The sequence below is a fragment of the Blautia sp. NSJ-175 genome (genome assembly GCF_022867815.1).
Classification (GTDB): domain Bacteria; phylum Bacillota; class Clostridia; order Lachnospirales; family Lachnospiraceae; genus Blautia; species Blautia celeris.
Genome location: NZ_JALIFQ010000004.1, coordinates 266,194 through 279,132, shown reverse-complemented (window position 1 = coordinate 279,132; position 12,939 = coordinate 266,194). Strand labels below are relative to the sequence as shown.

Here is a 12,939-nt window from a genome sequence, read left to right as displayed (position 1 = left end):
AGGGAAGGATATACAATATGGACACTATTTTATATGCATGGGAGGGGCCTCTCCCCTCCCCCGGTACCTTCGACCCGGCAGTACGCCGGGCACCGAAGCGGGAGGTTGCACTGAGTGAGGCAGACGTAAAGCTTGCCCTCAAAAACGCTCTGCGTTATATTCCCCCCGAATACCACCGGGAGATCATTCCTGAATTTTACCAGGAACTTATGGAACACGGCCGGATCTACGGCTACCGTTTCCGTCCCCACGGAGCTATCTATGGAAAACCCGTGGACGAATACAAAGGGAAATGCCTGGCCGGAAAGGCCATTCAGGTCATGATCGACAATAACCTGAATTTTGATGTGGCACTTTATCCCTACGAACTGGTCACATACGGAGAAACCGGACAGGTATGCCAGAACTGGATGCAGTACAGGCTCATAAAAAAATACCTGGAACAAATCACAGAAGAACAGACTCTTGTAGTCAGCTCCGGTCATCCCGTAGGACTTTTCAAATCAGCCCGCTCCTGCCCCAGGGTCATTCTTGCCAATGGTCTCATGGTAGGTAAATATAATAATCTGGAACAGTGGAATCGCTGCGCTGCCCTTGGAGTCACCAATTATGGTCAGTTTACCGCCGGAGGCTGGTTTTATATCGGCTCCCAGGGAATTGTGCACGGTACGTATTCTACCTTCCTGGCAGCAGCCAGGCAGATCCTTCACAAAAGCAATGAGGAAGTCCTCCGCGGAAACCTGCTGGTTTCAGCAGGCCTTGGAGGCATGAGCGGGGCGCAGGGTAAAGCCATTGAGCTTTGCCAGGGCGTGGGCATCATCGCAGAGGTGGACGTCTCTAAAATAGAGCTGCGTATGCGCCTGGGATGGATAAAATCCATGGCACGTACCCCCGAAGAAGCCTTTGCACTTGCAAAAGAATATCAGGAAAAAAAGGAACCGGTCTCCATTGCCTTCCATGGAAATATTGTAGATCTGCTGGAATACGCAGTGGAAACAGACCAGAAAATCGACCTGCTCACAGACCAGACATCCTGCCATGTGGCATTTGACGGCGGGTACTGTCCACAGGGTCTTACCTTTGAAGAGCGGACAAAAATGCTTGCCGAAAACAAACCTTTATTTGAAGAAAAAGTAAAGAAAACACTGTTCCGGCATCACGAACTGATCGAAATCCTGCGTTCCAGAGGTACCTATTTCTTCGACTACGGAAACAGTCTGACTACTACAATGTATGACATTGGAATCAGGGAAGTGTGCCGGAACGGAGTAAATGATCTGGATGGATTCATCTACAAATCCTTTGTGGAAGAATTCATGGGGCCGACCCTCTTCGATTATGGTTACGGACCCTTCCGCTGGGTTGTATTAAGCGGAAAACCGGAAGATCTTGCACTTACAGACCAGACCGCAATGGACTGTATTGACAAAGACCGCCGGTTCCAGGACTATGACAACTATCTGTGGATCAAACACGCAGGTGAAAACAATCTGGTCATCGGTACTCAGGCCCGAATCCTTTATCAGGACGGCGAGACAAGGAAAAAGATCGCGCTTGCCTTCAACCGTCTGGTACGGGAAGGCAAAACCGGGCCTATCATGATGGGCCGGGATCACATGGATACCGGAGGTGTGGATGCACCCTCAAGAGAAACCTCCAACATCCATGACGGCAGCAACATAACCGCAGACATGTCCGCACTTGTCTACGGCGGTGACGCTGCCATGGGAATGACCATGATGACCATGCACAACGGCGGCGGAACCGGCATCGGCAATTCTCAGAGCTGCGGCTACGGCCTGCTCCTGGACGGTTCTCCTGAGGTGGATGAGATCATCTGCCGTGCAGTGAACTATGATGTCATGTGTGGTGTCGCAAGGCGTGCCTGGGCAGGTAATCCCCACGCACTGGAAACTGTCTCTCTCTATCAGGAACCGGGAAATACACTCACCCTTCCTTTTAGCTGCGATGATCAGGAACTTTCAGAAATGATTAACGGCTTAAGTAAGTAAACAATTGTCTCATGCACCCTCTAAAGCATAAGGACATAAAACAGCCGCACAGTATGATTCTTCCGTATACTGTGCGGCTGTATTTCTTTCCTGAACCGGCATGTGGATTTTACGGGCGGCAGGATTGGTTTATCGGTTATTTACAGTGATGATAGAATTCTTTCAATTCGGCTTTTACTTCCGGTGAAAGCTGGCTCTTTTTCACTCCCTGTACTGCCCCTTCCAGGCCATACAGACGGTGGATGCAGGCAGAATCATCGATGGCTTTGATCTTTAACCATGCCTGCCTGCTTCCTATTTCTTTTAACTGGTCATAAGTAGTGATTCCGACCTGATTGAGTTGTTCTTCTACCACCGGGCCGATATTCAGAAGCTTTGATAGTTCTCCCATCTTATCCCTTCTTTCGTTGTTTGTGTTTGATACTCTTTTATTCATGCGTATCCTGCATCAGAATCTCATGATCAAAGTATTGTTCCTGAAAATGCACTGCCTTTTCTATCTCATCAATGCTGAATTTCATATTCTCAGGAGCTGCCACCCACTTATCCTCCACATCGTTTTTCCGGTGGATCACAGCGATGATAACACCCTCCGCGCATTCGACAGGTTCATGGATGCCCATAAAATAGACGTCCTGTTCCTCCTGGTCAGCAGCCAGGATTCCTTCGATATATCCATAATTAATGGGATAATACAGGTCTTTGTGTTCCGGATGATAGCTGCCCAGAGGCCTGTCTATGATCACTTTGACATGCATGCCCAATACCCTGTTCAAACTGTCTTTCATCTGTATTCGTATACCTCCAGAGCTCCGTTTTTCTGCGTATAATTGAAATACTCCTCGTTTGTCATATCCACAAAATAAGATCTGATGACCCGGCAGACTCCGCCATGGCTGACCAGTAAAACATTTTTACCTGCCTCTTTTTCTCTGATCTCATCCAACAGCCCATACACACGAACGGCAGTCTGCATCATGGATTCCCCGCTGGGATAACGGAACGCAAAATTTTTCTTATTCCTCAGAAAATCCTCATTTTTTCTATCCACGCCCTCGTAAATGCCATAGTCCTGTTCCATCAGTCTGTTGTCTGTGAAATAGGGGATTCCCATTCGCTCTGAAATTATTCTGCTGGTTTCCACCGCGCGGCGCAGGGGTGAGGAATAGATCATATGGATGCGGCACCCGGATACATTTTCGGCCAATGCTTCAGCCTGCTTATATCCTTCCGGGGTTAAATCCACATCTGTTCTGCCGCAGACTTTATGGAGGGCATTCCATTCTGTCTGTCCGTGTCTTGCTGTGTATATAATCATATGTTTCACCTCATTTTGGAATCTATCCACTGTACCCGATGAAAGCCCCTTTATCTGGCTGCAGCCGTAATCATTCTGTTTTCTTTTTATGGTTTACCGCATTAAACGGGCATCTTTTCCCGATACACTGATGGTTTTTACTTGTAAACGTGCATATGATCTCATCCGGCAGTTCCATCTGAATCTTTTTGCCTTCTGCGTTTGGTAAATGCTCCTCTGCAAACCGCACGGCCTCTTTCATGGCAAGGAAAGCATTCCTCTTGCAGCATCTGGGGCCGTCAATGGCTCCGATTTGTGCCAGCGCCCTGGATGTCATCTGATTGGAAAGACCCCAGCTTTTTCCGCTTAAAGGTGTGGCACCTGTGACGAGACTGACAAAGATCCCGGTGCTGACTGCTGCACCGCAGCATCCCCAAAAGCCGCATGTACCTCCCGGCACCTGACTGCCGCGTTTTTTCATCTCTTCTATTACCGTATCCAATTCGATGTCACCGCCTGCATTTTTATAAGCTGCCAGCAGAGCAGCTCCCACCAGCACATGATTTTCCGGACCATGCATATGGATAAATGGGGTTTCCATCATCTGAACCGCAATTTCATACGGATTCTTTGATTTACTATGCAGACAGATCTCTTTTACGGCTTCAATCCCTTTTTTAGAATGGCAGGTGTCACATACATAGTGGCCGTCCGCACAGGCCGCATTACTCATAAATTTTTTATGGCAGTATATGCACTCCATTTCCACGCTTTCTTCATGATAAATTAACTCTTTGCCGCATACAAGACAGGCATTTTGACTCTTTGAATGTGCCATACTCTTCCTCCGCTTTTTTGTTTTGAGGTAAATTTTTCCGGTGTCCGGACACAGATATCACACTGAAACATTTACGCGCCCCGGATACTGACATTTGAATCAGCACAGTCTGTTACAGAGGGGCCTTCAAAATTTACCAATACCTCTTGTTATCTGTTTTTTATTATATCAGAGATAAGATATTATTTATATATCAAAATATATTTATAATCCTGGTTTTCCACATAAATCCTTATTTTCAACCACGTTCTAAGCCGGACTTACGCGCCGGAGCACAGTCGCCTGCGGGCATCCTCCTGCCAAAAGTGCACATCAAAAAGCTGATGCCCATCTCCTCCGGAAACGAACATCAGCTTTATGCCTCTCATGTCACTTCTTTAAATACTGTACGGTAATCCCTTTCTTCCAATAATATGGCTTGATCTGTACTGCCCCTCTCTCATGTTTTCCATAGACCGCAATCCTCTTCTCCACTCCGGGAAGCAGGTCAAAGTAATTATCCTCAAAAATCCAGCCGAATTCTTCTCCGTCCTCTCCTCCCCGCAGTTCCACGCATCTTGCAAAGGTATCCGTTTTCAGTACAAGTATCCCCGCCTCTGAGATACAGGATAATTTTCCGCTTCCCGGGAAGGTGATCCGTCTTTCCATCTCCACAAGATCCATGGATTCCGCCATGACATTGCCCCTATCATCTTCCGCAAATGCCGCAAGAACACAATCCTTTTTAAACTGTCCGAAAGCATCCAGATCACCGATTAAAACGGATTCATCCGGACAGCAGGAAAACGGTATTTCCAGTTCATCCTCCACCTGATTCTTTCCGGGACTGAAAAGCTGTACTCTCACGATTCCTTCCTTTTTCTCAGGCGTATCGTTGACGGCCCACAAAGTAATATGATTTCCTATGGAAAAAGAAATCTGAAACGGCTCATACGCTCTTTTCAGCGCATAGTAGGCCCGCATAGGCTCATTGAAATAGTCCACGACCCCATACGAAATGATATTGCTGTTGTTATTAAATTTCCACAGAAGATGTCCTTTTGTCTTGCGTGTCTTATCTGCATCCGCTTCCGATCTACCTCTTCGGAACCGCTCCACTTCTCTTCTGATATACTCACTGTGAGCCATGCCGATCCGGTAAATAAGCTCCTCTGCATTTTCCGCGTCATAGTAATGTTCCACAGGCCCTAATTTGACTGCTCCGTCATTTGTATTATGAAGGTTCCAGGTGTCCGGCCAGGCCAGCGGTTTTCTTTTAGTACTTACATTCTGATATCCTGCTGGCCACAGCTCCTCAGGCTTCATCATCTTTTTCATGGTCTTCAGTTCAGGCGCCGATACTCTGCAGTTTTCACTTAAGAATACAGGATAGTCTCTTCCCGGAACAAACCACAGATGGGTGTATCCATGCGTATCTCCGCCCTTCGGGTCATTGGAGAAATCACCTCCAAAGGGAGAGGTTCTGTGATAATATCTTCCGAGGTCCAATTTCCGGCAGACATTCGGAAACACTTCACAAAATATTTTTTCACCGAAACAGTATTCTCCCTTATACTGCATATCCCGGGACCAGTACATCTCATTTCCTCCGCACCAGAGCAAAATAGAGGGATGATGCTTCAGTCTTTTCACCAGAGTCTCTGCCTCCTGTCTGCACATGGAAAGCATCTCCTCTTCCTCACTGTACATATGAAATCCCAGATAAAAATCCTGCCACAGCAATATCCCTCTCCTGTCGCACGCATTATAAAAATCATCATCCAGGATCTCACTCTCTCCCCAGATGCGAAGACAGTTAAAATTCCCCATTTCAGCCAGATCCAGCAGTCCATACAGCTTTTCCTTCACTCTGCCGTAACAGCCGGTAAGGGTATCCGCATGCGCAAGATTTGCTCCCCAGAGTTTCAGGGGCCTGCCGTTTACGGAAAAATCCATATCCCCTTTCCTTTCCATTCTTCGGAAGCCGAACTGCCTTTTATAGACATCCAGGACTGTATTTCCTCTTTTCTCTGACACCTCCACATCATAGAGCTCCGCCGCTCCATGGGACCGGGGCTGCCATAATCTGGGATTCGATACGGGGATTTCCAGATATTCTGTATGCTCTGTCTCTGTTCCCTCACAAATCATATTTCCCTGCATATCTGTTATCCTGTACTCCAGCACCCTTTCAGCCTCCGGGTGGAAATAAGTAAAGTCAATCCTAACCTTTCCCTCATCCAGACCTGCGTTTACGCTGACATCCATAACCGCTTCCTGTATGCCGTCATAGCCCACTCTCTCCAAATAAATATTTCCGTAGACTCCCATCCGGATCAGATCCGGTTTCGGTCCCGAAAATTCATGGTATCCGGAGCGGAATACCCTGGCTTTACAAAACTCCGGTACCCTGTCTTTATATTTTTTCGGAAGGGTTATCTTTTGAAGCTCCTGCCGCGGCGGCTTCACTTTCAATTCAAGCAGATTTCTTTTCTGCATGCCGGCAATGCCATGCAGCACCAGAGGCATATATGCACTTTTATTTTCCCCTGCCAGTTCGCCGTTCAGATAGATCTCCACAAATGTATCAAGTCCCTGAAAACAGAGATTCCATTCTCCTGAATCATCCTCTACCTCAAACTCGGTTCTGTAACACCATTCCGCCTCTCCAATCCACCGGTTCTCGTTGATCCCGGTAATATTGGGATTTGGAATCTGCTGATGGTCCAACAAAATATCATGGACCTGGCACGGCATTTTTTCTATGTCCAGTTCCCTGTTGTCCGGTCCCAGCAGTTTCCAGCCTTTCTGCAGTAAAATTCGTTCCATCCGTTTTATCCTCTCTGTTATATCTTATCTTTTCACAGCCCCCATACTGCGCCTTCACACAAATGGTTCCATATTCTTTATTTCCCAGTATCTTTACCGTCTTCCTCTGCCCCGGCAGCATATCGAAATAATTGTCTGAAAACAGCCAGCCGAATGGATCGCCGTCCTGCTCCCCGGTTATCTGCACACAGCGCGCAAATCTGTCCGCAGTGATCACCAGTTCATCTCCGCGCATTTCCAGTTTCAAACCGGCATTTGGAAATTTCAGATGTCTTTCTATATCCACATAATCAATACATACCGAAACCTCGTTTCCCTTTTCATCACAGAGAACCGCGAACAGAGCACAGTCCTTCGAGAAAAACCGAAAGTCAGCCAAATCATCAAGAAGCACTGCATCCCCCTGCGGCACAGAGATTTTCTTCTCCTTTACCTTCTGTATCTGCCCGCTCACAATATGAAAAAGCCCATATCGTACAGATCCTGCAGCCTCTTCCCCGGAGTCATTGACGCACCACAGACGGATGCTTTCCTCCTTCTGAAAGCACAAAAGAACTGGTGAAAACACACGCTTTAGGGAGTAATAAGGAATATATCCCTCCTGAAAAAAGTCTATGGCCGCACAGTAGACCTTCGGCCACGTGTCCACCAGTTTGCAGGCAAAATATCCCTTGGAACGGCCGGAATACACCTCAGGTTCTCTGCTGCCGATTCTCACCTGCTCGCCGTACCGCCTGATTTCCTTTCCGTAAGCCGCACCAAAACGGTATATAAGATCATCCGCATTTTCCGCATCGTAAAATTCCCAATAGTCACCCGTTTTTCGCTGCCCCTGGGCTGAAATATGGCTCCGCTCCAACCAGGTATCCGGCATACTATTGCTGCTGCCGTCCAAAACCAGTCCTGTAAATCCCTTCGGCCAGATGTCCCCATGGATCATTTTTTCCAGACTGTGTTTCACCGGAGGCGCGGTTCTGATATGCTCGCTGATAAAATTCGGATAGGATTTATAAGGATATTCCCACACACAATCATAGGTATGCAGATCGCCTGCCCTGGGGTCATTGGCCCACTCTCCGCCATAGGGTGAATTGGGATGATAATATCTGTCTTTGTCAAGGCGTTGTGCAATCTCCGGGAAATCTTCCAGAAAAATCTCTTTCCCATAGGGACAGCACCCCTGAAATTCAGCTCCCATTAAGGTTTCATTTCCCCCGCACCACAGAAGCAGGGAAGGATGATGTCTGAGCCTCCTTACAAGGAACTCTGCTTCCTTTTTGCAGAGTTCTCTTATCTTCTGACTGTCAGGATAGGCTCCATGTCCGAGAAAAAACTCCTGCCAGACAAGGATGCCGCGTCTGTCACATTCATCATAAAATGCATCCGGCAGTGGAATGCCTTCGCCCCATATACGAAGCGTGTTCATATTGGCATTCTCCACCATCTCAAAGAGACGCTGTTCCCGCTCCGGCTGATAACAATGCGTGTAGCCCTGCAGAGGGTCCAGGCTTCCGCCAAACAGTCTCACCTTTTTCCCATTGATTCGGTATGCAAAAGGCACGTCCATCTCCACGCTGCGAAACCCAGCCCTTTTCAAAAGGCGGTCGCAGACCTTCCCGTTCTTCCACAGTTCTATACATATATCCGCCAGGTTTTGTCTCCCGAATCCCCTCGGCCACCACAGAGGCGGGTCCTCCACCTCTATCTCTTCCCGGATGCTCCAGCCGTACCCGTTGACCTCAGGCCCGAAACTCTGCATTTTGCACCTGCCCGGTGTTCCGTTTCCGTCCTCCGAAGGGAAGTTCCAGTGTACTGTCAGATGATCCGGTCTGCCGGTGCCCCTCATTTCTATGGAGAGCACACCACGCCCGTCCGCCTCCACTCTGGCCTGTATGAAATCCTCCTTGATCTCTTCTTCCTCATAATATACAAGAGATACCGGTGCATATACGCCTACGGGTGTGAAATAGGGCACTGCCCCCTGGTAGCTGCTTCCCTTTTCCATTTTTTCCGGCGGAAAATCATGTATCGGTTTTCTGACTGTTTTGCAGCGCAGAACAGATCCGTTCCACTTTTCCTTCCATTCCTGTTCTCTCATATAAGAGATGGGACTTATAAAATGCAGATAAAGGGTATTGTTCTCTTCCAGAAAATCCGAGACTTCAAACTCTGCGGGGAGATAAAAATCCTCACTTCTGCCCAATTTTCTGCCATTCAGCCAGATGTCCGCCACGGTGTCCAGTCCCCCGAAAAACAGCCTGCATTTTCTGCCTTTCTCACCGGCAAAACAGCATCGGTATATCCAGTCTGATTCCCCGATAAAAAGTGCTTTTTCACACCATCCCAGCCTGAATTCTTCCGACAAAAGACCATGGTCATATAAAATATCCTGTACCTGGGCAGGCATATTTCTCACGGGTAACCACTCCCTATCTTCCCCAGCTTTTTTCAGACTCCATCCGTCTTTCAGCTCTACATTTGTTTTCATAGAACACTCCGTATCCGGTCAGAATACAAATCCTTCTGTTCCTTTTAGTTTTTCCATAACACTGCCGTCAAGAACGATTCCGCTGGCAGACACATTTTTTCTGACCTGGGACGCGTTTTTGGCGCCGGGTATGACACAAGTGATCCCGGGATAATTCAGGTTGTAGGCAAGGGCAAGCTGTGCCATGTTTTGTACCGGTTCTTTAACACAGGAGCGGATGATCTCCATATCTTTTTCCACTGCGGCAAAGCGTTTTTCTGTCCAGAAACCCGCTCTGTTATCTCCCTGTGAGAATTTTGTATCTGCCGGGTATTTTCCTGTGAGAATGCCGCTTGCCAGAGGCTGACTGGTGAGGACGGGAATATCCCTTTCTTCGGCGATTCTTACTACTTCCAGATTGGATTTATTGAGAATATTAAAGGGACATTCGAGGGCCTCAATGACGCCATCTTTATCTGCCTCAAAGGCATGGAGCGTATCCGCTGCTCCCCACATGGCAAGTCCGCAGAACCTGGCCTTTCCGGAACGTTTCAGCTCTTTCATGGTATCCAGCACCTGCTCCCTGTCCTGCCATCCCGCATCCGGGACATGGAGAAGATAGACATCCACATAGTCCGTCTGCAGTCTTTTCAGGCTCTCGTCAAGGCTCATTTTCAGGTATTCTCTGGTGAAATTTTTACTTCTTTCCGGTACGCGGAAGTTAGTCCCCCCTTTTGTCACGATCACCGCTTTGTCACGTTTTCCGATCAAAAATCTGCCTATCAGTTCCTCACTGTGCCCATTCCCATAGGAATCACAGGTGTCGTATAAATTCACACCTTCCTCCCATGCACAGGCAAGGGCCTCCATGGAAAGAGCATCATCGCATCCCTCTCCCCAGCCGGAGCCTCCGATCGCCCATGCTCCGAATCCGATTTCTGATACCTTAAGTTCTGTTTTTCCGAATCTTCTGTATTTCATACTATTTTCCTCCTCACTGTTCCCGGCTCCTATCTGCCGGTACCCATACCTATTGCAGTATCCGGCCTAAATTTCAGCATCCGGCCTAAATTCAGATGTTCAGTTTTGCATATGTTTTATCATATACCGCTCTGGCTTTGATCGTTCCGCTTCTGTGACTGTTTCCATATCCCACTCTCTTGATCTCACCGGGGAAAAGGTCAAAATAATTGTCCCTGAAATCCCACCAATAAGCGTCTCCGTCTTCCTCTCCGCTAAGTTCCACACAGCGGGCAAACTGCCTGGCCCTAAGGCAGATTTCATCTTTTTCTTTCCACATTTCTATCCCGGACTGCGGAAAAACAAGATGTCTTTCTATATCCGCAAATGCGTGATTTTCTGCTGCAGTCTGTCCCTTATGGTCACAAAAAACGACTCTGATGATCTTGTCGCGTGTGAACTGTCCAAAGGAATCCAGTTTTCCCGCCAGGACACTTTCCCCTGCATCACATTTCACCGGAAAATCTTCTCTCTTCGCAAAACAGTTTCCCTGCAGATCAAAAAGTTCCGCCCGAATACGCCCCTCCACCGGCATTCCCGTATCATTGACAAGCCATACATACAGATGATCCGATACCTCCACCTGTACACAGAGCGGTTCATATGCCCGTTTCAAATAATAATACGGCATTTTCTGTTCCAGATAAAAATCCAGCATGGAGCTGTAAATGTGTGGAAACGTGGTATTCCATTTCCATATAAAATGCCCTCTGCAGTTTCTTTCCCCTGCCGCATTGTCCGCCTTTTTTCCTCTTCTGTACCGCTCTGCCGTATCTTTGATGTACTGTCCTGCTGCTGCCCCATACTGATAAACCATTTCCTCCGCGCATTCCGGGTCATAGAATTCCTCAATGGCGGGAATCTTCTTCCAGGACTCCGCTGACGTGATCTTCTCATAGGCTTCCGGCCACGGCAGGCTGCCGTGTCTCTGCCTTTCCGGCTTTGGAAGCGTATCCGTCTTCAGATACCGTTTCAGTGTCTTCACACCAGGAAAGGAAACCCTCAGATTTTCACTGGCAAAGAGAGGATAGTCACTTCCCGGCACATACCAGGAATTGGTATAACTGTGCGTATCTCCCTTCCCCGGTTCATTAGAATAGCTTCCAAAAAACGGTGAATTTACATGATAATACCGGTCCGGGTCCAGTCTGAGGCACAGCCTTTTCAAATCATATTCAAAGAAATCTGCCGCCAGGTAAGGCCTTGACGGTGCGGCGAAATCCCGGCTCAGATAGCACTCATTCCCTCCGCACCAGAGCAGAATGGAGGGATGATGCTTTCTGCTCCTTATCATATATTCTGCTTCCTGCAGTATCTTTTCCTTCACCTCATCCACATCCGGGTACTGGGTGTGTCCGCAGAAAAATTCCTGCCACAAAAGAATGCCGTTCTCATCTGCAAAGTCGTAGAGAAATTCCCCAAAAGGCACCCCTTCCCCCCAGATGCGGAGTGTATTTACATGGGCATCCTTTGCAAGCGTTAAAAGCCGTCTGATCCTGTCTGTATCCTCACAGAGCGTGTATCCCTGATCCGGTGTCAGATTAGCGCCCCATAACTTCACCGTTCTGTCGTTGATCCGGAAATCCAGCATTCCCTGTACCGTGACCTTCCTGAAGCCAATGGATTTTTGACACGTATCCAGGACCTGCCCGTCTCTTATGAGTTCCGCCCGAACCTGATACAGATTCTGCCTGCCGTAACCTGCGGGCCACCACAGATGCACATTTTCCAGCACAGCTTCAAAACAGCATCCGGCACTCTTTTCCTGCTCCCATATCATCTCCCTGCCATACAGGATCTTCACCTGCATACGTTCATCCGAGCCGGCCTTCTTTTCCCCGGACAGCATGGGATGGGTCTGTACTTTTGCAGTATCAAGGGTTTCATTCAGAGAATATTCCACATCCATCCCATCTATCTGCAGTCTGTCCGGTATTTCAAACAGAATGACCTTTCCAAACACCCCCACCTTATAAAAATCCGGATCATTTCCCAAATAGGTTGTAAAGTCATGAAAGGTTTTTCTAAGAAACCGGCAGGAATCCACCATTTTCTCTGCCAAGACACTGCTGTATTTTTCCTCCGCCTTTTTCAGGGCTTCCTTCACTGGACTGAAGATAATTTCCAGTGTATTTTTTCCCGGCTGTACAAGAGAAGAGATATCCAGTCTGCACGGCAGATAGCAGTCATTATGTCTTCCCGCCGATTCCCCGTTTACCCTGATCTCGGCAAAAGTATCCAGCCCTTCCAGAAATAAAAGGTATTCTCCGCGGTCAGCCCCCCAGGATAAAAGTTCAAATTCCGTCCGGTATATCCATGTCTTATCGTTGACCCATCTGCAGTCTGTTGTCTTTCCCCACCGGTAGGAATCCCCTATCCTTCCATGATGGTATAAAATATCATGAACCTGTATGGGCATGGCGGGAATCTCCATTTGTTCCGCGCTTCCCTGTTCCTCCAGATACCAGTTTTCTGCCAGTATTCTTTCTCTTTTCAT

At 47.9% G+C, this 12,939-nt stretch carries 9 protein-coding genes; 1 reads left to right on the top strand and 8 read right to left on the bottom strand.

The features are described 5' to 3' along the window. The first annotated feature begins 17 nt into the window (after nt 1-17). Nucleotides 18-2,012, top strand: coding sequence for a urocanate hydratase (locus MUB35_RS08700; protein ID WP_033140241.1), 1,995 nt, complete (start codon nt 18-20; stop codon nt 2,010-2,012). A 136-nt stretch (nt 2,013-2,148) separates the two neighbouring features. Here the strand turns inward: MUB35_RS08700 and MUB35_RS08695 are convergent, their stop codons facing one another. From MUB35_RS08695 to MUB35_RS08660, 8 genes are all read right to left on the bottom strand, one after another. Next, entirely contained in the window at nt 2,149-2,403 is a 255-nt protein-coding gene (locus MUB35_RS08695; protein WP_033140272.1) for a TfoX/Sxy family protein, read from the bottom strand. A gap of 37 nt (nt 2,404-2,440) precedes the next feature. Beyond that, nucleotides 2,441-2,800, bottom strand: a complete 360-nt coding sequence (locus MUB35_RS08690; RefSeq protein ID WP_197064089.1) for an inorganic pyrophosphatase — start codon at nt 2,798-2,800, stop codon at nt 2,441-2,443. Next, the gene (locus tag MUB35_RS08685) at nt 2,797-3,330 is read right to left on the bottom strand and encodes a histidine phosphatase family protein (protein ID WP_033140242.1); all 534 of its coding nucleotides are present in this window, start codon (nt 3,328-3,330) and stop codon (nt 2,797-2,799) included. Before MUB35_RS08685 ends, MUB35_RS08690 begins: the two co-directional genes overlap by 4 nt. A 70-nt stretch (nt 3,331-3,400) precedes the next feature. Further along, on the bottom strand, nt 3,401-4,147 hold the full coding sequence (locus MUB35_RS08680; protein WP_033140243.1) for a DUF5714 domain-containing protein: 747 nt from the start codon (nt 4,145-4,147) through the stop codon (nt 3,401-3,403). 369 nt (nt 4,148-4,516) lie between these two features. Beyond that, the gene (locus tag MUB35_RS08675) at nt 4,517-6,955 is read right to left on the bottom strand and encodes a beta-mannosidase (RefSeq protein WP_244806068.1); all 2,439 of its coding nucleotides are present in this window, start codon (nt 6,953-6,955) and stop codon (nt 4,517-4,519) included. After that, nucleotides 6,864-9,443: a beta-mannosidase gene (locus tag MUB35_RS08670; RefSeq protein ID WP_244806067.1), complete on the bottom strand. Its 2,580-nt coding sequence runs from the start codon at nt 9,441-9,443 to the stop codon at nt 6,864-6,866. The genes MUB35_RS08675 and MUB35_RS08670 overlap by 92 nt, the downstream gene beginning before the upstream one ends. 18 nt (nt 9,444-9,461) lie before the next feature. Then, the gene (locus MUB35_RS08665; RefSeq protein WP_244806066.1) at nt 9,462-10,403 is read right to left on the bottom strand and encodes an aldo/keto reductase; all 942 of its coding nucleotides are present in this window, start codon (nt 10,401-10,403) and stop codon (nt 9,462-9,464) included. Between the two features lie 91 nt (nt 10,404-10,494). Continuing rightward, entirely contained in the window at nt 10,495-12,939 is a 2,445-nt protein-coding gene (locus MUB35_RS08660; RefSeq protein ID WP_244806065.1) for a glycoside hydrolase family 2 protein, read from the bottom strand.